Consider the following 20,757-nt stretch of genomic DNA (forward strand, 5'->3'; position numbering starts at 1 on the left):
CAGTTTGATCATCTTTTTGCCCGGCTGGTTTAAAGACCTGTTTGCTGTCAGAAAGGGGAAGAACAGTAAGCGATTCTGGGTAGATTTCCACAATATTTTGGGCATTACCGCCTTACCGTTTCACATCGTTATTGCAGTTACCACCATCGTATTTGCCTATCACGATGTCCTGTATGGCGCAATGCAGCAATGGGTTTATAAAGATGCCCCTATGTTTAGTCGTCCGGCACCGAAAGAGCTGGATTTAGCGTTTAACAACCTGGTCCCGGTAGACGAACTTCGACAAACCATTCAGACGATGGAAGCGGATTTCGAACCTGAAGTATTACGATACGCCGGTTTGGGAACCCCAAGGGCCAGAGTGCTGGTAGGTGGAAACCTTGACGGACAATGGATCAGAGGGCCAGAACACGCCTTCTGGGTGAGCAATCCCTACACCGCCGATTCAGGTTATACCGCTATGTTACCCAGTGTTTCAGGGGTTATGGGCAAAATTGTGAATGGCTTTTTTACCTTACACTTCGGAGGATTTGGCGGCGGATTGGTACATTGGCTGTATTTCGCTATGGGCCTGTCAGGGTCGTTATTATTCCTTACCGGAAACATTATCTGGATTGAAGCCCGGCGTAAAAAGCAAAACAACAGTGAGACACCTCCAAAACAAAGGCGTTCAGTGGTGATTTTAGCCAGACTAACGGTCGGAGTGACATTGGGTACGCTGGCCGGTATTGGCCTTGCCCTGCTTACTGCCAAGCTTTTACCACACGCAGACTGGGATATTGCTTTCTGGCAAAAGACCGCTTACTACGTTGGCTTTCTTGGTTCAACAGTGTTTGCCCTTGTCTATAAACCGATGAAGAGCGCAAAAATTCTGTTACTCACCCTTTGCAGTCTGCTACTGGCACTGATTGCCGCGACACTTTTACATTGGGATACGAATGCGAATAACGGGGTCAATGCAGGCGTTTGCCTTGTCTGTGCCGCGTTACTGGCAGGTTTGTGGGCAACACAGGCCCACCTTAAAAAGCGACAACAACAGATCCCGAGGGACAGCGTGTGGTCCTGACCACTCACGTCCATTAATTTCCCGCAACACACTTAATTATTGGAGACACCAACCCATGCTTACGCCAGATCATTTCCGCCGCCTTCCCCTGCTTGCGGCCATTACTGCCAGCCTTACCGGTCCTGTGGCAATTGCCGAAGATATGCCTGAAAACGACGATACCCAGGTGGAAAATATTGTGGTTATTGGTGAAAAAATCGAACGCACACTGAAAGACACCACGTCATCCATTTCAGTCATTGCCGAAGAGGCCCTGAACAGCACGCAGTTTAAATCGGTGAGTCAGGCTATTTCGGAAATCCCGAATGTCGTGGCACTGTCCGGTTCAGTACCCGATATTCGCGGTGTGTCCGGCAATGGTGCAGCCGGGGGATTTAACTCCATATCAGGTGGCGCCAAGGGCCGGGTTACCACACTGATTGACGGCGTTGCAGAGCCTTTTGTGGCAGATCTCACCGGTGATACCGGTTTATGGGATGTGGAGCAGATAGAAGTGTACCGCGGTCCGCAGTCCACCAGCAATGGACGTAACAGCATTGCAGGGTCAGTCTTTATTAAAACCAAAGACCCCTCACAAAATTGGGAAGGCGCAGCGCGTCTGGGATATCGCAATGAAGACAGCTACGTCGATACTTCCGTTGCGTTGTCCGGTCCCTTGATCGAAGATAAACTGGCGTTTCGCGTCAGCGCGCAGCGGCTGGTTGCCGACACCATTACTGACGACCAGGGTTATGCCAGCAACCCGCCAGATTATGATCTGGATGAAATTAAAACCAATCGAATCCGGGCGAAACTGCAATGGACCCCCAGCAGTGAACTTAAAATGCTGCTATCCCACTCGGTCAGCAACGAACAAGGTGATACCGGACGCATCTATTATGAAGCCGAAAACCTGGATGAAAAAAACCGGATTTTCTTCAGAGATATTGAAACCGATGTACATACCACCAGCCTGAATACCGGATACCAAATTAACCAGGATTTTCGACTGGATATCCTACTGGCCGTCATGGATTACCAATGGGGATTTGATAGCTATGAAGCGACGCCAGAAGCTGAGCAGCAACTGATTTTTGATGAAAACAACACAACGCTGGACGCCAGACTCAGTTTTGGACAAAGCCAGGACAGCGTTAAAGGCTTTGTAGGCTTAGCCTATTTTGAACGAGAGCATGACGTTATCAGCACCGGTGCCTACCCCTATTATGGCGATGATAACAGTGAGTCAGTGGCCCTCTACACAGAAGTAAGTGTGGATGTTACTGAGAAGCTGAGCCTGATTGCAGGTGCCCGACTGGAACGCGAATCGCAGCTTAGGAATTTTGTCTATGGCCCGATTGATTCAGTGCTCGATAAAGATACCAATATATTCCTGCCCAAATTGGTACTGCAATATGACTGGACCCAGAACACGACACTCGCATTGAGTGCGCGAAAAGGCTACAACGCGGCCGGTGGCGCATTGAATTTTACGGAACAAGAATACTACTATTTCGACGAGGAAAAAGTGGATACCTTTGAACTCAGCAGCCGTAGCAGCTTTCTGGACGGTGACGTATTCTTAAGTGCCAATCTGTTTTACAACGATTATCAGGGCTATCAGGCGCTGAGCTCCAGTCGCTTTATCACCAATCTGGACAGTGTGGTCACCTACGGAATGGAACTGGAAGTTAGCGCCAAAATTAACGACAACCTGGATCTGAATGCTGGCCTGGGTCTGCTCAAAACAGACATCAAAGATGCCGGCGAAAACTATCCGGAAGTCGAAGGCAATGAACTTAATTCAGCACCGGACATCACCGCTAAACTCGGTGCCAAATACTGGCTCAGTAATACCCTGAATGTCGGAGTTTCTGTAAATTATGTGGACGAATACTACGGTGATTTCAACAATACCCCGGAGCGGGTTGCCGGTGATTACACCCTGGTCAGACTACAAAGTAATTATGAAATGGGGCAATGGTTATTCTCTGCCTTCATCAATAATGCCCTGGATGAAGAAGCCCTGTTATCCCAGGAGCCAGTAAGTGGCAGGTATCCGGCAGGTTACGTGTCCATTGTCGACCCACGCAATCTCGGGGTTTCGGTAACCTATACGTTCTGATCCCTGCGCTTCGTTCCCGGCCACGGTGTTGCCCATGCACAGTACCGTGGCCGTTGCTACGTTTGCAAATCACAAGTTCAGCTTAGAGAATATCGGCTTTATCCTGGTTGAACAGCGATTCGAGGTTCTTGCGATTTTGCAGAGTCCGTTGTACCGCCTCCTGGGCATCTAACGGATTCTGTATACTGCGTTTCAGAATTTCTTCGTCATGGTGTTTGAATACCTGCGCATAATAGTTCGCCTGAGCAGTACTAAACCCATATTCCTGTAGTACCCGGGTGGCCGCATCAATACTTCCTTCAAACACTTCGCGTACTAAATGAGTGATCCCCAGGGCATCAAATTTGGCGGCGTTCATACGGTTTCTGAGTCGCGCCACCACTTTTATATCTGGGTACTCTTCCCTGACCAGTTGCGCTATCTGCAAGGCTTTTTCTTCATTGTCTACGGCGATCAACAAAACTTTAACTTGCTCTATTCCCGCTCTTTTCAGGATATCCAAACGCGACGCATCGCCAAAATACACCTTGTTGCCATACTTTTTGACAAATTCGATGTGCTCCGCGTCAGTATCCAGGGCAGTAAAAGGAATATTGTGAGCAGCCAACATACGGGCCGTGATTTGACCAAAACGTCCGAAACCGGCGATTAACACCTGGGGGTGATCATCCTGTACATCCGATTCATAGACATTGGGGCAATTTTTACTGTTAAACCAAAGACTGTGCAAGATCACCAGAGGTGCCGTCATGGCCATTGATATGCCCACCACTAACGTTACCTGATCAGCCACGATACCAGGCAACAAATTGTTTGCCGACGCCTGGGCCATGACCACAAAGGCAAACTCACCGCCCTGTGACAACATTAATGCAATGCGCATCGCATCAGTAGACGACTCGCTGGACGCCTTGAGGATAGCAAAGATAACGGCGGCTTTAATCACCACTAATGCCACTGCGCCGCCCAGTATCACCAACGGCTGAGAAACTAATAAACTCAGGTCCAGATTCATGCCGATTGCGATAAAAAACAAGCCCAGCAATAGCCCCTTAAAAGGCTCAATTTCAGTTTCCAGTTGATGTTTAAAGCTTGAGTTAGCCAGCAGCATTCCAGCCACAAAAGCCCCCATGCCCATTGATAACCCGGATGCCTGCATGCCCATTGCTGTGGCCATAACAATCAGTAATGCCGCTGCGGTCATCACCTCTTCACTGCCATAGCGAGACAACAACCTTAAAAAGGGATTAATAAAATAGCGGCCAGCCACCAGAACAACAAGAATCGCCAGGACACTAACCCACCAGGCTGGTGCGGCAGTGCCTGAGGTTTCTGACAAAGCCCCTACTAATAACAATATGGGGATCACCGCCAGGTCCTGCATAAGCAGAATCGAAAAGCCTTTCTGCCCGGGTGGCGTCTTTAAAATGCGGTGTTCGCTCATCAACTGAATTGCAAATGCCGTAGAAGACAAGGCAACTGCCAAACCAACCACGATAGCGATGTTGAGCGAGAAGCCAAACAACAGCATTAACCCTAAGATCACCGCCGAAGTAATGAGCAACTGCCCGCCACCGGTCAGCAAAATTTGATTGCGCATGCGCCAAAGCTTTTGCGGCTCTAATTCCAAACCGATGACAAATAACAACAACACCACACCCAGCTCGGCAAAGTGCAATATGGTATCGGGATCAGACACCAGATTGAGAACCGACGGACCAATCACCAGTCCCGCCACCAGGTAACCTAAAATCGCTCCCAGTTTGAGTCGTTTAAACACCGGGACAGCCACCACGGCGGCGGCGAGAAATACGAGGCCAGTTGTCATAGTTGCCATAGTTAATAGTTTTCCGTTAAGAGATGATTAAATAGAATAACAAAGCCTGTTTATAACGAACCAATCTTATTTATCAATTGACTGGTTCACTTTGCTTGTTTACTCAGCACCGATACCAAAGCCGGGTGCCAGATGCATGTTTTCGACACCTTGTAGTTGCGTATGATTGGCCAGAGCCAACTGACACCCCTGCCCTTTTATGCGATGATCGGCGGAACAATCGACCTGCCACTGGCGCAACACATAACTGGCAAGCGCCGCTCTGACCGTCAGCATCAACGCGCCATTTTCCATACCATAATCCATTTCCACCGCCCTTGTCTGAGCCATTTCGGGATGCGGGATAAGATGCAACTCGACCAACTGATTCCACTGCTTATCTTCGTTTTTTTGCTCGTAGGGCGCACTGACTTCTTCCAGGTCCGAGACGAAAGTAAAACGCGTACAGACAAAATCTCTAAATTGCTGATGGGTGCGGTCAAATGCCCTGACGTGCCAGCGATGCCCGTTGTTAACTATCGCATGTGGTACCAGTTCCCGTTCAGTCTCACCGGAAGTTATAGATACGTAACCACAGCGAATGGCTTGCTGATTGGTGATCGCCCGCATGAGTGCTGCAATTATATTAGCGTCGGGGTGTATCAGGCGCACCGCATCCAGACACACCTCACTGGATTCCACTAAGGTTGAAATGCCATTGCCAAAGCCCTGGCACAATTGGTGGAGAACGGCTTCGGGATCATGATGAAAAACCGCATTAAACTGATCACAGCGATAATAGCGTTTATCCTTGTGATTTAGCGCCAGATTATCAGGAGCCAGTTCTTTGTATGCTGCAAAGTCGCGGGTACTGGCAGCCAGTCCCGTTTTGAAACGCTCGGTTAATTCCGCCCGCGAAATATGCCCAAAGTACTGCAAACTAAAATCGATAAAAGCCAGCCGTTCTTTAGCACCATGATTCAGTTCTTCCAGCCAGATTTGTTCTGTTGTCATAATCATTCCCGTTTTCCACCGTCAAAACACAATAACATCCAATCATTTTGATGTCATCATATTTATCGCTTCTTTTTTTGTCTGGCTAAGACACAACGTTAAAGGCCCGAAACAACTGCTTGTGTACCTCTACCAGTTTGCTGATATCACGCTGATAACCCCCACCGATTACAGCTGCGATGGGAATACCGGCTTTTTCACTGTAGGCGCGCACCAGACAATCCCGGGCATAAATCCCTTCGGTGGTAACGCACAGATGCCCCAGGTCGTCATCGATATGAATGTCCACTCCGGCATCATAGATAATTGCATCCGGGTTAAATTGCGCAAGCGCAATATGCAGTGCCTCATCGACCACTTCCAGGTAAGCTGAATCATCCATTTTGGCCGGCAATGGAAAGTCCAAATCTGATCGTTGTTTGCGATAAGGAAAGTTTTTCTCAGCATGTAAGGAGACGGTTTTTATATAGGGATGATTTGCTGCCAGCTTGGCCGTTCCATCTCCCTGATGGACATCGCAATCAAATATCAGTACCCGATCAATATCCGCGCTTTGACGCATCTGCAATGCCGCGAGATACAGGTCATTGATGATACAAAACCCCGAACCAAAATTCGCAAAAGCGTGATGATATCCCCCGGTCAGGTTGATAGCCCAGCCTTTATCCAGTGCCTGCTTCGCTGTTAACAAAGTGCCTCCAACCGCCGTCAACGTCCTTTTAACCAGTTGCTCTGACCAGGGGAATCCAATCCTGCGCATGGCTTTGTTGTCCATAGTACCGTGCAAAAAATGCTTCAAATAGGCGGGTGAAAATACCCGCATCAGGTCTTCCGGAGGCACAGCCTCAGGGGTTAAAAAGTCAGTTTCGGCGACACCTTCTGTGCGTAACACATCGTAAATCCCCTGATATTTTTGTATCGGAAATCGATGCTTGACGGGTAAACTTAACTGGCTGTAAATTGGATGAAAAATCAGTTGAGGCATGCTCTATCAGGTGCGCCATAATTATCAATGCGGACAGCAACATCTTACCAGAAGTTGTTTATCTTTAAACTGTACAACTATTCTTAGCAGGCAGAGATACTGACTCATTTTGTGGAGGAATTGAAATGTCCAGACTTGAATCTGTAATAAAAGAATTACTGCATATCAAGCAGGAATTAAGCTTGAGAATCAATATGCTGGAAATGGAGGCCCAGCAACAATGGCAAACTTTACTGCGCAAACTCAGTGTCCTGGAAGACGAACTGGAACACGATTTGGTAACCCTGGCTGAAAAGTTAGGCCACTATGAAGAAGAAAGATTTGTGGGTAATGAACAGGAAATTGAAAACTTACTCAATGAGTTTCGGGCATTGCACAGCAAATCCAGACACTGAGTTATTGTGAATTGATGTATCAGAAAGCCTGAAAACCAATCACATTGCTGTTTTTTTGTCGCTAATCTGGTTAGAATTCCGGGTTTGAACGACAACGGCTGAGACGGGAGCTATATTTTGGCGAGACCACGTACTTTTTGCGAAGAAAAAGTCATTAATGCTGCGATGAATGCCTTTTGGCAGCATGGCTATGACGCCACCTCTATGTGCGATCTCGAAACAGCAACCGGACTAAAACGCATCAGCATCTACAATGCCTTTGGTGACAAAGAGGGCATGTTTCTGGCCGCGTTAGATATGTATCACGAACAGGGCAAAAACTTATTTCAGATTGAAGTCCCTGAAGCCGGCCTGGAAGGCATCAAACTGCTTTTTGAAAAAATCAGCAGTGAAAAGAACACAGAAGAACCCAATCATTGTGGTTGCCTGATGGTAAACGCGCTATTGGATTTGAATAAATCCAGCCCGGCAGTAAAAGAAAAGTTACTGCGCTTTAAACAGCAAGTTTACACCTCCTTTTACCAGGCTCTGGAAAACGCGCGAAACCAACAGTTAATCGATGCCAGTGAGGCCGAGCTAACACGCAAGACAGAATATTTATGCGGGTGTTTATGGGGTGCGATTGCCACAATTCGTATTGATCAAAATCCCTGCGCAGCCAAAGGTATGGTGGCCACCATTTTAGATACCATTCAGGGCTGGAAACGTCACCAGAACAGTTGATCCCGGTTAGATTAATTTTGTTTTCGACAGATTGCTGACAAACAAGCCCATATCAAAAAAGCACCGTTAACGTGCAACGCGCACTAAAATCATTCACAGCAGATTACAAAAACCTGCTAAAGCCTTTACAATAAAATCATAAACAACTGAAATACAAAGATATTTTTTATTTTTCAAAGTTGGCACGATACTTCCTATATAGTTGGCATAATTCGTTTTTCGAATTGTGGGGGGCACGAAGTCGGGGTCAGCTTCGCAAAAATAATAACAATAAGCCTCCCTGTTCTTTATTTAGAACCGGGCCTGATACCAGTAAAACCGATGAGCACACAAAAACCGCAAGTTTTTCAGGTCCAGGGAAAAAGTGAGCCCCCGACGTTTCGGGGAGCTCAGTCTTTCTTATCCGGTGTGTCCGAAATTGATACGGTACAAACAGAAGCTCAGAATAAAGAAATATGCGAATTACACGAAAAACTCATTTTGCTGATTAATGAGCTGGAAGAATTACTCATCGAAGATCAAGAAAACGCCTAATCCCCCTTCATATTGACATGCACTGGTTTACACATTTACTATTGGCCTTTAATTTCCCCGAGCCGCGAAGTTAATTTCTCCTCACCTATGTTTGTAAGATATCTCTTACAATATTTTCAGAAATATCATACATCTAAATTTTTAGATACCGCTAGATTCAATAGTAGAGCCTTAATTTATTGAAGCAGTAACCAACACTCAAAAAGGATTTTTGGAGGCGCGGTATGAATCAAAAAGTAACGAAACAACTGAAGATTTTGATCGTCAATCAAAATATGGCCGCCCGCAGTGAGCTTAAAAATATGCTTGCCACTTTAGGCCAATCAGACGTTACTTTAATGAAGGATGGCAGGGACTTAGTCGGTCGCGAACAGTCTTTTAAATACGACCTGATATTCATCCGGGAAGACTTAGGGTTTAGCCTCACCGGTGCGAACCTGGTCAGGCACCTGACTCGCTCCAACCTGGTGCCTAAGTGGTGCAAGTTTGTGATTATCACGGACAGCGCTGAAAAGATCGGCGCCAGCCCCATCTTCAGGCATTTACGCACAGAAATATTAGAATTCCCGCTAAATTACAAGATGGTGGAAAATTCGGTTAACGCCACCATTGAATCTCTGCAAGTTTTCCAAAACATATTAAAAAACCTCAATCAAATTTCCCCCAGTGTTTTAATTAAAAGCATCATTAATATTGACCCAAGTAAATTTGATGAAACTCATAAAGATGAATTATTGGAATTAAAGATTAAGCTGTTGCTGCAAGGGCGTCGACCTGATTTAGCATGGAATATTTCAGAAAAAATCGCCTTAAGTTCAGATAAAGTTCGCGAACAGTTATTCATCAGCTTTTCAACCGGGCAAAGGGAGCGCTTTTTATCGACCCTGGACAATGCCAATGGCTGCGAAATTCTGCGCAAAGGCTGTATTTATTATCAAACATTGCAAAAACTTCATGAAAACGAACCAGAACTGGCCCTGCGTTGCTTTGAAAAATTGGAAGAGAGTCAGCTTCAACCCAATGAAATAGAAACTCACGCCTTATTACTGCAAAAAGTACAGGGGCTGAAAAAAGCACTGGATTATCTGAATCATAAAGAGGCTATAAAAACCGATGAGTTTGACCTGAAAAACAATATCTCATTGGTACGGTTGCTTTGTTATTCCCTCGCCTCCCTCAGTGGTAACCTGGACGGCAACTCTGCCCAAAAAGTTCACAACGACATGGTTGAAATCATTCGCAACAACACCTGGTCTAAGGGATCATTCAAATACAATATGTATAAACCTTTTATTTTGCTGGGGCTTGCCGCCCTGCAGGGTAAAACCTTGCTGAGCAATTTCGAGAAACTTTATGATTTGCGACACCAGTTGGATGTCAAGCAGTTGAATATCCTGTTATATGTTGCCCACAAGTACAACCTCGAAGCTCAGGCCATCGAAGTACACAAGATGTTGGAACGCAATGCCGCCAGATTGGAAATCAGTCCTGAGTTGATTAGTTTTGAAATCACCCATACTGAAGTGATGACCCGCACACTGACCAAAACAGAACAGAAAGCCCGCTATCTGTTACTGGCAGACCTGCACAGACAATCAGGCCGGGTATATCGGGCACTGCGCAAATATTACAAATGTCTTCAGGATTTTTCTCCCGACGATAACGTTAAGCTGCAAATACTGGACTTGATGAAGGAGTTGGGTTTGAAACAGTACTGGAGTTTTAAATCACCACAGGCCCTCAGTAACAAAACTGAACTGGCATCCTCTGAGGAAACTGAAGCGTCTGAGCCACAAATCAAACACTCTGCCTGAACGCCACGAAACCCCGTGAAGGGAAAAGAAAATTCAGGCGGTGGTATCTATATTTTGACCAATATTCCCTGACGGCGGCGGCGCCTGAGTAGTTTCCAGTGACTGAGTTTCTTGTTGCTGCTGAGCCTGACGATTAACCTGCTCGCTCTTATTTGGGGCAGCACCTTCTATGGTCACTAACCCTTCCGTAATGCCTGATGGCGTACCAATTTGCATATTTCCCCCTGTTCAAGGCGTATGAAACGGCATATCTGTCTATATTTTAGCCAACAACAGACACAAAAGCTACCCGTTGGTTTTCTTGCGGGTTGCGATCAGACCTCTACCTGCAACCCATCCCAGGCGGCAATCACTTCCAGAGAAGGTTGATGACTTTGTGCAATTAACGCAGCGAAATTTTCAGCCTCATCCAGGTTTTGCTGGATTTCTTCGTCACTGTGTACAGGATCATGATGAAACAAACACAATTTCTTTGCAGCTGCCCTGAGACAGAGCTCCACCCCCATTAAGTTACTGGAGTGCCCCCAGTCTTCCTTTAAGGTAACTGCCTCAAGCAAACTGTACATCGCATCGAATATAACCAGATCGGCATTTTGAATAAATCGCACAAACCGGTCCAATCGCGCCTGGTCTTCCACCTTGTGTTCAGAGTCTGTGGAATACACGATCTTCTTATCGTCCACCTGAAAGCGATAGCCGTATGAATTTCCCTCGTGCACCTGCAAAAAAGCCTCCACCTCGATACCGTTAATATGGTGCTTTTCTCCGGGATTAAAAAGATGAAACTCAATATCCGCCAGTAAAGTATCAAAGCTTACCGGGAATCCGGGACCACTGTGCTGCGCTCTGATGGCGCTTTCCAGTTGTTCGTGACATCCGTAAATATGAATTTTGTGGCCGGGAATATAAGCCGGAGTAAAAAAGGGAAAGCCCATAATATGATCCCAGTGTAAATGGGACAGCAAAAGGTGAAAGGTTTTACTGCGTTGCTGCTTTGGATCCCGTAAATAATGTGCTGCAAAATCTCTTAACCCGGTACCCATATCGCATAACAGATAATCCCCCTTGCCGGTATCTATCTCGACACAACTTGTATTGCCACCGAAGCTGCCTACCTCGGGAAACGATAAACTGTCCAGAAAAGGAGCGATATCATCATAACTAGTCAGTTGCTTATCCACCGCTTTGATCAGGATATCTTCCAGGCGAGCACGGATATTGTGTGCGTGGGGAGCCACAGGAATGGAACCTCTCGTTCCCCAAAATTTGACCATTGGCATGAATTTCCCCTTCAACACATTCACTATAATTCGGAGCTTACTTTATAATGTTGTGAGAATCTTATAATTTGTATTAGCAAATGGTCTAATACACACAGCTTTTCTGTCACGACATCGCCGGGATAGTCCTAAAGAGAATAATAATTATGGCAAACACGCAAAATACCCCGGGCGACGACTCGCCTGCTGCGGAAGCAATCCACACTGAAGAAACCTTGCTGAAACTGCCCCGTCCGCCTTTAGCAAAAATTGCCGCCTTAAAACACGCAATATGGGCTGTGCTGGCACGCATAAAAAACCGCGTGTCACGGTTTTTAGGTTGGTTTTCCGATAAATTTCGTGACCTCACCTTTTCTCAATGGTGTTATTTTATTGCTGCTGCGATGTTATTGAGCTTTTTATCCGAACCCCAGGAAAATGATGATTATATGCTGGTGGTGGGGGTTATTGCGGGTTTTGGCTTATTGCGGGAATTGTGGCAGATCTTTATGAGAATTTGGGAGCATACCTTCGGAAAAGGGGTGCTGTTTGTCCTGTATGCTTCCACCGCCAACATTGCATTGGCTGTCTCGGCCCTTAAGATCAATGCCATTTCCGGCATTGAACCTCAAACATTTGTATTCACCATGGGTTTTACTACCATGTTGATGTTGCCCTTTTGGATCCTGTTAGCCTCTGTGCTTTTCCTTGGCTCAGCAATTGTATTACTGAGCTTGTGGTCATTGCTTAGCTTCGTATTGCGGCTATTTCGCATCAGGCTGAAAACGCTGTGGCAAGACAAATCATTCGCCATACTCACCATGTGGATGCGCATTGTCTTTATCCCCTTTTTAATCATCGTCATGGTGAAATTTATCGAACCCTACATAGAACAACTGGATGTCTTTGACGATACGCCAATATTTGATGCCCAGGCCATTGCACAAATGCCTGAAGAGGAATTTATCTCGCTTGCGAATAAATTAAAAAACAGTGGTGAACAACCGCTTTCATCAGAAGACGAAGCCACCCTGGATGAATTGGGCATATCCGGCGCGCAACGATTGATGATACGCAACATGTCAGATGAAGATTTAAACAAGCTGGTAGCGACTATTAAATCAGGAGAACTGGATAACCTGCTTGAACCTGGCCCGGAACAGAAAACGACTGAAACCAAAACCCTGTTCCCTGGCGTTACCGTTACAACCGTTGAAAATCAGCAAGAATCAGAAGAGCAAGCGCTGTCCGATTCTACCCCTGATGATACAGAATCAGCCCCGGATGAAAGCGAACCAGAAGATAGCGAAGAAAAAAATACCAGAACTCTGGACAAACTGATTGCCGGCTTTATTTATCAATTTGAAGCCTATCGCTTTTCAGCCTGTAAAAAAGCTGAGAATCAACGGGTACTCACCATTGATGAAAATACGATTTTTGTCATTGAGAAAGACAAAACCCAGGACCTGGGTTACAGATTTTCAGTCGCCCCCTGTATTCCAGGTTGGTCAGACGAATAAGGCAGGTGAACCTGCCTCCCGGGTTTTACCAATCAGTCATACAGGCAATGGCTTATTTCACCAGCCATTACAACGCTCAAGCCAGTGCAGTTCGCCTGCCGCTGTAACCAGGTGGTAGCCTGGGTACGCAGCCGCCGTCATGCAGGCGTGATTGGGTAATACCCTGACCCGGCTACCAATGGGGAATTCTGAGATTGAAACCTCATCAGGCAGATGTATTACGCCGTGTTCCTGATTGACCTGATTAACAATAACGTTATGGCTGAATCCTGTCCCATCCGGCTTAATAACTTTGCCATATCCATAATCACAATGTTGTGCAGATGTGCTGCGATCTTTAGACAGAGCGAGTCCACCGGCATCGATAAAAATGCGGTTTTTTTCCGGTTTATGGGATGTCACGGTAGCTAAAACAGACAAAGCGATATCCGCTTCATCACAGGCTCCGAGTTGCGCCTGAAACAAATCAAAAAACACAAATACCCCGGGGCGAATTTCATTGATACCGGAAAAGTCCTCTGCGGCCACAACGGTTGGTGTCGAACCCAATGACAAATTAGGACATACAAGCTGGGCCTGTTGTAACCGGGCCTGAGCTGATAACAGTGCCTGCCTCTCTTGCTCCGCGTGGGCTTTAACTTCAGACCAATGCTGGCAGTCATATGAGCCACCGCCATGAGTCATCAGGCCCCAGAAATCAATCCCGTCGTCGACAAACAGTGCTTTTGCTAATGCCACTAACAAGGGATCATCAGGCAACAATCCGGCTCTGTGACCGTCACAATCAATTTCTATGGCAACAGAAAAACGGACCTGATGCGCCTGTGCATAAGCCGCAATAGCCGTAGCCATGCTGAATGAATCAATAATCACTGTAATATCGACGTGTTGCTGACGCAGTTTCGCCACTCTGGCAATTTTATCCGGAGACAGACACACAGCATATAACAACTGCGCAAAACCTTGCTCAGCGAAATACTCAGCCTCTTTCAGGGTTGACACGGTTAGCGGAGTCGCTGTGCCTTGAAACCGTTTTAAAACGGCGGCACTTTTGGCTGTTTTTGCATGAGGACGCAAACGCACCTGATGACGGTCGGCTTTGTCAGACATCCGCTGAATGTTGTTATTTAAGCGCACCTCATCCAGTATTAAGCAGGGCGTATTTAATTGTTGTAAATTGAGTTTCATGTTTGTCTGACCCAACAATTAGTGATGATGATGTTTGTGTTCAGCACTGTCTTGCTGCACGGCCTCACTCACCACAACTGGCACTGTTATCGCCTCCTGGTCTTGCAGACTGAATGTCAGCTGGAACTGCATTCCGGACGTCAAAGGCTGCTGTAAGCCAATCAGCATGATGTGTTTACCGCCCCGGCGAAGTACCAGCTCTTGCTGCGGCGCAAGAGTAAAAGGTAAATTGAGCTGTTTCATACTGGCCATGTCATCCTTGATATAACTCTCATGTAACTCAACACTCGCGGCAATCTCTGCATCCACCTGCAATCCGGTGATGAGCAGTGGCGTATCAGAGACATTTTTGAAGCTGCCATACACCGCTCCCATCTTCGCCAAGGCAAAAGTAGGCGTGGCCTTTACATCTTCATACTGCAATGAGTCAGCAAACAATGGATGGGAAAAAGTAAACAATACAAGGCTGACGACAGTCCCTTTCAAAAAACTCATAAAGTGTAACTCCGATTTTTATTAATATGTTTGAGCGCTTCCCTTTGGCTTAAACCGGAAAGCAGGTGTTGGTTATTTTGAACAAACCGCAAAACCCATTCCGCATCGGTTTTGCCGTACTCTCTCAGCACCCAACCGATAGCTTTTCGAATAAAAAAGGGCTTTTCCTGAGCAAGTTGCAAAATAGTATCACTCAGAAGAGTGAGATTGGTGTCTTTTTTATGCTTTATATGAGCAATCAACGACGCTCTGCGCAACCATAAATTGTCGTGTTGCTGCCACCGTAACAGTGTACTTTCCAGTGTCGGATGAGCTTTGATCAATAAGCCCACCAACGTGATAGCAATCCAGTCAACGGTGTCCCAGTTCTCAGCGGAAAGTAAAAGCTGCTCATATAAGGGTAAACTCTCAGGGGTTCGGAACACCTTGTAAAACTCGGCCACTTCCAGCGCCTGATATTGCAGTTCCCGATGACTTCCCTGCCAAAGCTGCATGATCGTACTTTCATACTCTGTGCGACTTGTTAGTGGAGCTTGCTTTTCAGCCATTTTAAACAGTTTTTTACGCAAAGGAGCCGGTACGCCAAAAAACGCCTGTTGGGTTTTCATGTAGGACTGCATTTTTAACGCTCTCGAGGGTTCCTGGTGTTCGCGTAATTGCTGCTCCAGTCGTTGTGCCAACATCATTTAGGATCAGCCACTACCGGCAAGCGCTCATCCGCGCCCCACTCAGCCCAGGAGCCATCATAAACGCGAATATCCTGATATCCCAACTCATCTGCGGCCAATGCCAGAATGCAGGCGGTTATTCCTGAACCACAGGTCATTACCAGTGGCTCAGAAACCTGAAGATTTAAGGAGGAAAATAACATTTCCAGTTCGGACTCCGGCTTTAGTTGTCCTTGCCGGGTGAGTGTTCTGAAGTGTAAACACTGTGCACCTGGCATATGGCCACTGCGCACACCCTGGCGCGGCTCTGCTTCCCAACCTTTGAACCTTGGCTCAGAGCGCGCATCCAGCACGCGGATTTCCGCCGATGCGATGCGCTGTAACAGTTCATCAGCAACGATGAACTTCAAGGGTTGTGGATTCGCCTGAAAATCCCCCAATGTAGGCGCGGCCTCAAGTTCAGACACGTTTTCACCCTGCGCCTTCCACCCGGGTAAACCACCATCGAGTATTTTGACATTCTCATGGCCCATGGCCCTGAACATCCACCAGGCCCGGGGAGCTGAATACAGCCCCATATTGTCGTACACCACCACCAGTGAGTTATGGTCAATGCCCAGTTTTCTTGCCTCTTCCTGAAACAGGTTGGCATCGGGCATGGTGTGGGGTAATGCATTACATTTATCGATAAAGACCTTTTCCAGGTCAAATCGCAATGCGCCAGGAATGAAGCCCTGAGTCAAGTCGTTGCTCACCCCGGGTAAAGGCGTCGCCATGCTGGCATCGAGTAACACCAGATTGTCTGCGCCAAGTATCGCTTTTAACTGAGGGACAGTGATCAGGTTTTTACTCATTGTTGGTTCTGTCCTCAGGTTGTAAAAGGGAAACGGTAACCGCAACCGGTTTTTCCGTTAATCCGATAAATTCATAGCGGTAATGTTGCGTTTCGCTTGCCAGTGGAAATAGTTTTCCGGTGGCGCCCAGGCTTATTTTCTGCCCGGCTTTCAGTGCAATGCCACGGGTCTTAAACTCCTGCACCAACCAAAACAGTACTTCCATCGGATGTCCCATTAACGCACTGGCATCGGTTTCCTGAACCAGGTTGTTGTTCTGATCCGTAAATCGAGCGATAAGGCGGGGAATTTTTTGGTAAAACGCATCGCTGTCAATCACAGTAATAGCAGGCCCTATGACGGCGTTTGTCGCTGCGATATTGATCGCAACCAGGCTGTTACCGGTGACAGGCTCCTGTTCGGCCAGGCGCATCGCAACAACTTCGACAAAGGGGTGAATACTGCTCACATAGGATAGGGTCTCACGGGCATTTTTTGCCTGCATAATGCGCTCATCTGCGATGGTCACCATAAAGTCAGGCTCAATGAGTGTGCGATAACCAAAATTAAGTGGAATTTCAGCATCGCCATTTAACATCATCCCTTGCAACAACACCCCGGTTGCAGGCGAAGGAATATTGAAGCGCTGCTGACCCGCAATACTGGTAAAACCCACTTTATAACCTGCAATATCGCCCATGAAGGGTTGCAAATAACCAATATATTTAGCCTGAGTGCAGTAGGCATCGGCCAGCGAAGTAACCTGAGTCAACCCAGAGACGGCTTCAACAGGGTAGCCCTTTGCCAGCAACTGCACTTCTGCATCTGGCAGGCAAATTGCGAAACCGGGCATTGAACACACAAAACTCAGCACAATAATCAGACGATAACGTCCCATTGCTTGCTCCTTTATCCCAATTACGCCTGCTGCCTGGCTAAGACTCTTTGTTCCAGAAAACGCATTACATCTCGCCAACTGACAATGCCAACCACTTTGTCGTCTTCAATCACCGGAAGGCAGGATATTTTATTTTGATTAAACAGCATCACTGCTTTCATTACGGGTTCGTTTGCACCAATGGAAACAATTTTATGAGACATGATTTGATGAACTTTTTTGTTCATGGTTTCCAGATCACGGGAGCTGATGGCACCACTTTTAACATGGGGGCTGACTGTTTTGAGATAATCGCGATCCGACAGTACACCGGTAAGCACACCTTCATCCACCACCAACAGATGGTGAAAGGTATGCTTTTCAAAGACGCGCTTAACAGCCCACATAGTTTCATTGGAAGAAACACAAACCGGATGGGCACTCATGATATCTTTAACTTTCATGCTAAAAACCCGTATGTTTTTAACAAATTCAAGCGGTTATATCAGGGAAAGTCAATGCAAAATTGCATGACGCAAGCGAAATGGCAGGAAGAATCGGGCGCCATTATTGCGCCCGTTAACAATCAGTCTTTGATGATGGCGTTGTGATAAACGTTTTGTACGTCGTCACAATCATTCAACATGTCCATGAACTTTTCAAAGACTGCTACGTCGTCGCCTTCAACATCGACGCTGGTTTGCGGTACAAAACTAATTTCTTCGACCTCGAAGTCGATATCCGCCTGGAATTCTGACAATGCGTTTCGGGTCTTTGCAAACTCTGTGTGAGGAACAAACACAGTGATTTTTCCGTCTTCACTTTCCACATCAGCCACATCGACGTCGGCTTCCATCAGGTATTCCAGAACGGCATCTTCATCGTCACCGGCAAACACAAAAACGCCGTAATGATCAAACATGTGGGCAACGGCACCCGGTGCGCCAATTTTGGAGTTAGTTTTAGTAAAGCAATTGCGTACGTCGGTAATGGTACGGTTATTGTTGTCTGTCAGACAATCCACAATCACCATACAGTTACCCGGTCCAAAGCCTTCGTAGCGCGCGGGAACAAAGTCTTCACCGGCTCCACCTGAGGCCTTTTCAATGGCCTTTTCAATTACATGGCTCGGTACCTGATCTTTTTTCGCTTTGTCCATCAGGTGTTTAAGAGACAAGTTAGCAGACGGGTCCGGGCCGCCGTTTTTGGCACATACGTAAATTTCTTTTCCGTATTTTGAATACACTTTGGTTTTAACCGCCGCTGTTTTAGCCATAGCGACTTTGCGAACTTCGAAACTTCTTCCCATATTAAACTCTGTCTTTTATTTCAATTTTATCGTTATGATGCACACTACAATGTGTTGTTCAATGCCAATGAGTTGCACACTGGCAACCTAACCATGGCTCTCACTGGACATATTATGCACGTCCAGGTTCGTTAATTCATCTTCGGAACTGTGCCCTTTCGCATCATCGTTGCGGGCTTTATCCAGTGATTCCAGGTATTCCTGAGTCACATCGCCGGTAATATAATCACCATTGAATACGGACATTTCAAAATGGCTGATGGCGGTATTTTCGGCACTTACCGCCTGACGCAGGTCTTCAATATCCTGATAAATCAAACCATCAGCTTTGATGGACTCACAGATATCTTCTACTTCTCTGCCATATGCAATCAATTCATTGGGTGACGGCATATCAATACCGTATACGTTCGGGAATCGAATTTCCGGCGCGGCTGAAGCAAAATACACTTTTTTGGCACCGGCTTCACGGGCCATTTCAATAATTTGCTCGGATGTCGTACCACGTACTATGGAGTCATCTACCAGCAAGACATTTTTACCCTTAAACTCTGACTTTATCGCATTGAGTTTTCGGCGTACTGACTTGCGGCGTTGTGACTGTCCCGGCATGATGAAGGTACGACCGATATAGCGATTTTTTACGTAACCCTGACGATATGGCAGGTTTAGCTCATGTGCGATTTGCAAGGCGATATCGATTGATGTCTCAGGAATAGGAATAACCACATCAATATCCAGATCACCCCATTCCTGAGCGATCTTCTGTCCCAGTTTTTTGCCCATGTTAACCCGGGACGCATAAACAGAAATACCGTCGATAAAGGAGTCCGGACGGGCAAAATAAACAAACTCAAAGATGCAAGGCACATGGGTGGGATTATCTGCACACTGTTGCGTAAACAGCTGACCATCTTCTGTGATGTACACGGCCTCACCTGGGGCAACATCACGAATAAACTGAAACTCAACGGAGTCCAGCGCAACACTCTCTGATGCCACCATATATTCATCACCCAGGTCGGTGCTGCGTTTACCGAGCACCAGAGGACGAATACCGTGAGGATCGCGAAACGCCAACATACCATTGCCGATGATTGCCGCAACCACTGCATAGGCGCCGTTAACACGTCGATGAACATTGCTCACTGCGGTAAAAATATCAGCAGGTTGTAACGACAGACCCTCAGCTTTTTGCAGTTCGTCTGCCAGAATATTCAGCAATAATTCGGAATCAGAGGTGGTGTTGATGTGACGTTTTGCCAGTTGCAACACTTCTTTTTGCAGTGCCACGGCATTGGTTAAATTGCCGTTGTGTGCCAGCGCTATTCCGTAGGGGGAGTTAACATAAAAAGGCTGAGCTTCAGCCGAACTTGAAGAGCCCGCTGTAGGGTATCGCACATGCGCAATCCCCAGATTACCGGTCAGCCTTTGCATATGGCGGTTACGGAACACATCTCTGACCAAACCATTTGCTTTGCGCAAATGAAACATACTGCTGTCTACAGTAATCATTCCAGCAGCATCCTGGCCGCGGTGTTGCAACACAGTTAAGGCATCAAATAATTCTTGAGCAACAGGGTTATGACTTACGATGCCGGCGATTCCGCACATATTGAGATCCTATACAGTGGGACTAATAAAACTAGATGAGTTTTGCAGATATTCAAAAAACCATTCGATAATAAAAGCAAACTCAGGGATCAGCAGAGAGGTTTTCCACCAATCCGTAGAAGGTGCTGGCGTAAATGCGTCCAAAAAAAACAGCACGGCACTGCAAATCAGCACGCCTCTTAACATTCCGAAAACCAGACCCAGCGCACGATCTGTGCCGCTTAATCCGGTAAATATCACTAATCTGGAAATTAGATAATTAAGTAATCCGCCTAACAACAGCGTAGATACAAACAAAATCGCTATTGCTACCGCATTTTTTAATATTTGGTCCTGAAACCAGGTGAGATAGACAGCCAAATCGGCATAGAAAAAACTGGCCAACATAAACGCCGTGAACCAGATGGCAAGGGAGATAGCTTCTTTCAGAAAGCCTCTGACAAGGCTTATTACCGTCGATAAAACCAGTACGGCAAGAATAGTGAAATCAATCCAATTCATTATTTTCTTTATTTAGCATAGGGACGGCGCAATCTTAAGATC

21 protein-coding genes are annotated in these 20,757 nt (G+C 46.6%); 7 read left to right on the forward strand and 14 right to left on the reverse strand.

Annotated elements, in window-relative coordinates:
- Together LJ740_RS10830 and LJ740_RS10835 are read left to right on the forward strand one after the other, a co-directional pair.
- On the forward strand, positions 1-1,066 hold a 1,066-nt coding region (locus LJ740_RS10830), incomplete at its 5' end, for a PepSY-associated TM helix domain-containing protein (protein ID WP_229529110.1).
- A gap of 55 nt (positions 1,067-1,121) precedes the next feature.
- The gene (locus tag LJ740_RS10835; RefSeq protein ID WP_229529111.1) at positions 1,122-3,170 is read left to right on the forward strand and encodes a TonB-dependent receptor; all 2,049 of its coding nucleotides are present in this window, start codon (positions 1,122-1,124) and stop codon (positions 3,168-3,170) included.
- Between the two features lie 82 nt (positions 3,171-3,252).
- On the opposite strand, the gene LJ740_RS10840 is transcribed toward LJ740_RS10835, so the two are convergent.
- The 3 genes from LJ740_RS10840 to LJ740_RS10850 form a co-directional block, all read right to left on the reverse strand.
- Entirely contained in the window at positions 3,253-5,007 is a 1,755-nt protein-coding gene (locus LJ740_RS10840; protein ID WP_229529112.1) for a monovalent cation:proton antiporter-2 (CPA2) family protein, read from the reverse strand.
- Positions 5,008-5,106: 99 nt separating this feature from the next.
- Positions 5,107-6,000, reverse strand: a complete 894-nt coding sequence (locus LJ740_RS10845) for a helix-turn-helix transcriptional regulator (RefSeq protein ID WP_229529113.1) — start codon at positions 5,998-6,000, stop codon at positions 5,107-5,109.
- Positions 6,001-6,085: 85 nt separating this feature from the next.
- Positions 6,086-6,985 carry a histone deacetylase family protein gene (locus tag LJ740_RS10850; RefSeq protein ID WP_229529114.1) on the reverse strand — a complete coding sequence of 300 codons (900 nt, stop codon included), beginning with the start codon at positions 6,983-6,985 and terminating at the stop codon, positions 6,086-6,088.
- A 125-nt stretch (positions 6,986-7,110) separates the two neighbouring features.
- Here LJ740_RS10850 and LJ740_RS10855 point away from each other — a divergent pair, with 125 nt between their 5' ends.
- The 4 genes from LJ740_RS10855 to LJ740_RS10870 all read left to right on the forward strand — a co-directional run bounded on the left by LJ740_RS10855 (position 7,111) and on the right by LJ740_RS10870 (position 10,451).
- On the forward strand, positions 7,111-7,380 hold the full coding sequence (locus LJ740_RS10855) for a hypothetical protein (RefSeq protein ID WP_229529115.1): 270 nt from the start codon (positions 7,111-7,113) through the stop codon (positions 7,378-7,380).
- Between the two features lie 117 nt (positions 7,381-7,497).
- Positions 7,498-8,103 (forward strand): TetR/AcrR family transcriptional regulator, encoded by a 606-nt coding sequence (locus LJ740_RS10860; protein ID WP_229529116.1) that lies wholly within the window; start codon positions 7,498-7,500, stop codon positions 8,101-8,103.
- A gap of 321 nt (positions 8,104-8,424) precedes the next feature.
- Complete coding sequence (locus LJ740_RS10865) at positions 8,425-8,637, forward strand: hypothetical protein (protein WP_229529117.1); 213 nt, start codon at positions 8,425-8,427, stop codon at positions 8,635-8,637.
- A 224-nt stretch (positions 8,638-8,861) separates the two neighbouring features.
- A complete protein-coding gene (locus tag LJ740_RS10870) occupies positions 8,862-10,451 on the forward strand; it encodes a response regulator (protein WP_229529118.1) in 1,590 nt (529 codons plus the stop codon).
- Between the two features lie 33 nt (positions 10,452-10,484).
- Here the strand turns inward: LJ740_RS10870 and LJ740_RS10875 are convergent, their stop codons facing one another.
- Both LJ740_RS10875 and LJ740_RS10880 read right to left on the reverse strand, forming a co-directional pair.
- Positions 10,485-10,667, reverse strand: coding sequence for a hypothetical protein (locus LJ740_RS10875; RefSeq protein ID WP_229529119.1), 183 nt, complete (start codon positions 10,665-10,667; stop codon positions 10,485-10,487).
- Between the two features lie 98 nt (positions 10,668-10,765).
- Positions 10,766-11,731: an MBL fold metallo-hydrolase gene (locus LJ740_RS10880; RefSeq protein WP_229529120.1), complete on the reverse strand. Its 966-nt coding sequence runs from the start codon at positions 11,729-11,731 to the stop codon at positions 10,766-10,768.
- A 146-nt stretch (positions 11,732-11,877) separates the two neighbouring features.
- Between LJ740_RS10880 and LJ740_RS10885 the strand changes: the two genes are divergently transcribed.
- A complete protein-coding gene (locus LJ740_RS10885) occupies positions 11,878-13,230 on the forward strand; it encodes a hypothetical protein (RefSeq protein WP_229529121.1) in 1,353 nt (450 codons plus the stop codon).
- 57 nt (positions 13,231-13,287) lie between these two features.
- Here LJ740_RS10885 and LJ740_RS10890 read toward each other — a convergent pair whose 3' ends face one another.
- The 9 genes from LJ740_RS10890 to LJ740_RS10930 all read right to left on the reverse strand — a co-directional run bounded on the left by LJ740_RS10890 (position 13,288) and on the right by LJ740_RS10930 (position 20,715).
- A complete protein-coding gene (locus LJ740_RS10890) occupies positions 13,288-14,418 on the reverse strand; it encodes an alanine racemase (protein ID WP_229529122.1) in 1,131 nt (376 codons plus the stop codon).
- Between the two features lie 18 nt (positions 14,419-14,436).
- Complete coding sequence (locus LJ740_RS10895) at positions 14,437-14,913, reverse strand: copper chaperone PCu(A)C (RefSeq protein ID WP_229529123.1); 477 nt, start codon at positions 14,911-14,913, stop codon at positions 14,437-14,439.
- Positions 14,910-15,599 carry a DNA alkylation repair protein gene (locus tag LJ740_RS10900; protein WP_229529124.1) on the reverse strand — a complete coding sequence of 230 codons (690 nt, stop codon included), beginning with the start codon at positions 15,597-15,599 and terminating at the stop codon, positions 14,910-14,912. The genes LJ740_RS10895 and LJ740_RS10900 overlap by 4 nt, the downstream gene beginning before the upstream one ends.
- A complete protein-coding gene (locus LJ740_RS10905) occupies positions 15,596-16,435 on the reverse strand; it encodes a sulfurtransferase (RefSeq protein ID WP_229529125.1) in 840 nt (279 codons plus the stop codon). The genes LJ740_RS10900 and LJ740_RS10905 overlap by 4 nt, the downstream gene beginning before the upstream one ends.
- A complete protein-coding gene (locus LJ740_RS10910; protein ID WP_229529126.1) occupies positions 16,428-17,312 on the reverse strand; it encodes a 2-keto-4-pentenoate hydratase in 885 nt (294 codons plus the stop codon). Before LJ740_RS10910 ends, LJ740_RS10905 begins: the two co-directional genes overlap by 8 nt.
- Positions 17,313-17,332: 20 nt before the next feature.
- Entirely contained in the window at positions 17,333-17,755 is a 423-nt protein-coding gene (locus tag LJ740_RS10915) for a CBS domain-containing protein (protein ID WP_229529127.1), read from the reverse strand.
- A gap of 122 nt (positions 17,756-17,877) precedes the next feature.
- Positions 17,878-18,600 carry a YebC/PmpR family DNA-binding transcriptional regulator gene (locus LJ740_RS10920; RefSeq protein ID WP_229529128.1) on the reverse strand — a complete coding sequence of 241 codons (723 nt, stop codon included), beginning with the start codon at positions 18,598-18,600 and terminating at the stop codon, positions 17,878-17,880.
- Between the two features lie 87 nt (positions 18,601-18,687).
- Entirely contained in the window at positions 18,688-20,214 is a 1,527-nt protein-coding gene (gene purF / locus LJ740_RS10925; protein WP_229529129.1) for an amidophosphoribosyltransferase, read from the reverse strand.
- A 9-nt stretch (positions 20,215-20,223) separates the two neighbouring features.
- Positions 20,224-20,715, reverse strand: a complete 492-nt coding sequence (locus LJ740_RS10930; protein WP_229529130.1) for a CvpA family protein — start codon at positions 20,713-20,715, stop codon at positions 20,224-20,226.
- Positions 20,716-20,757 lie beyond the last annotated feature (42 nt).

It is taken from the genome of Planctobacterium marinum, from assembly GCF_020687805.1.
Classification (GTDB): Bacteria; Pseudomonadota; Gammaproteobacteria; order Enterobacterales; family Alteromonadaceae; genus Planctobacterium; species Planctobacterium marinum.

Coding starts and splice junctions, on each gene's coding strand:
- LJ740_RS10930 (WP_229529130.1), bottom strand. CDS start 20,715: ATGAATTGGATTGATTTCACTATTCTTGCCGTACTGGTTTTATCGACG.
- LJ740_RS10905 (WP_229529125.1), bottom strand. CDS start 16,435: ATGAGTAAAAACCTGATCACTGTCCCTCAGTTAAAAGCGATACTTGGC.
- LJ740_RS10920 (WP_229529128.1), bottom strand. CDS start 18,600: ATGGGAAGAAGTTTCGAAGTTCGCAAAGTCGCTATGGCTAAAACAGCG.
- purF (WP_229529129.1), bottom strand. CDS start 20,214: ATGTGCGGAATCGCCGGCATCGTAAGTCATAACCCTGTTGCTCAAGAA.
- LJ740_RS10855 (WP_229529115.1), top strand. CDS start 7,111: ATGTCCAGACTTGAATCTGTAATAAAAGAATTACTGCATATCAAGCAG.
- LJ740_RS10865 (WP_229529117.1), top strand. CDS start 8,425: ATGAGCACACAAAAACCGCAAGTTTTTCAGGTCCAGGGAAAAAGTGAG.
- LJ740_RS10890 (WP_229529122.1), bottom strand. CDS start 14,418: ATGAAACTCAATTTACAACAATTAAATACGCCCTGCTTAATACTGGAT.
- LJ740_RS10850 (WP_229529114.1), bottom strand. CDS start 6,985: ATGCCTCAACTGATTTTTCATCCAATTTACAGCCAGTTAAGTTTACCC.
- LJ740_RS10835 (WP_229529111.1), top strand. CDS start 1,122: ATGCTTACGCCAGATCATTTCCGCCGCCTTCCCCTGCTTGCGGCCATT.
- LJ740_RS10840 (WP_229529112.1), bottom strand. CDS start 5,007: ATGGCAACTATGACAACTGGCCTCGTATTTCTCGCCGCCGCCGTGGTG.
- LJ740_RS10875 (WP_229529119.1), bottom strand. CDS start 10,667: ATGCAAATTGGTACGCCATCAGGCATTACGGAAGGGTTAGTGACCATA.
- LJ740_RS10915 (WP_229529127.1), bottom strand. CDS start 17,755: ATGAAAGTTAAAGATATCATGAGTGCCCATCCGGTTTGTGTTTCTTCC.
- LJ740_RS10895 (WP_229529123.1), bottom strand. CDS start 14,913: ATGAGTTTTTTGAAAGGGACTGTCGTCAGCCTTGTATTGTTTACTTTT.
- LJ740_RS10870 (WP_229529118.1), top strand. CDS start 8,862: ATGAATCAAAAAGTAACGAAACAACTGAAGATTTTGATCGTCAATCAA.
- LJ740_RS10880 (WP_229529120.1), bottom strand. CDS start 11,731: ATGCCAATGGTCAAATTTTGGGGAACGAGAGGTTCCATTCCTGTGGCT.
- LJ740_RS10885 (WP_229529121.1), top strand. CDS start 11,878: ATGGCAAACACGCAAAATACCCCGGGCGACGACTCGCCTGCTGCGGAA.
- LJ740_RS10910 (WP_229529126.1), bottom strand. CDS start 17,312: ATGGGACGTTATCGTCTGATTATTGTGCTGAGTTTTGTGTGTTCAATG.
- LJ740_RS10845 (WP_229529113.1), bottom strand. CDS start 6,000: ATGACAACAGAACAAATCTGGCTGGAAGAACTGAATCATGGTGCTAAA.
- LJ740_RS10900 (WP_229529124.1), bottom strand. CDS start 15,599: ATGATGTTGGCACAACGACTGGAGCAGCAATTACGCGAACACCAGGAA.